This is a genomic window from Streptomyces sp. GbtcB6, assembly GCF_019091475.1.
In the GTDB taxonomy this organism is placed as follows: domain Bacteria; phylum Actinomycetota; class Actinomycetes; order Streptomycetales; family Streptomycetaceae; genus Streptomyces; species Streptomyces hyaluromycini.
This window is the reverse complement of sequence record NZ_JAGXJL010000515.1, coordinates 1-232: the sequence shown is the minus strand read 5'-3', so window position 1 is coordinate 232 and position 232 is coordinate 1. Positions and strand designations below refer to the sequence as shown.

Annotated in this window: 1 protein-coding gene; it reads right to left on the bottom strand. The window is 70.7% G+C overall.

Annotated elements, in window-relative coordinates; translation table 11 throughout:
- A partial coding sequence (locus KVT45_RS55840) for a hypothetical protein (RefSeq protein ID WP_217562802.1) occupies positions 1-232 on the bottom strand: 232 nt, incomplete at both ends.

The following is a 232-nucleotide window of genomic DNA, read 5'->3' as shown; positions in this document are numbered from 1 at the left end:
GCCCCACCGTCGCCATCCCAGACGAACGACGGCCGCAGTCCCCCTGAGTCGCCCTCGTGGAGTACCAGTCCGGCAGGGATCAGGGACTCCGTGACCGCGTCCGCGATGGAGTGGACCAGCACGTCCAGCGTGGCCAGTTCGGTTTCCCCGGCCGGCAGCGGCTCCCCGTGGCTGATGAGGTTGCCCTGCCGCTTGTGTTCGAGCAGTTCCCTGGGGGCGCGCGGCAGACCCC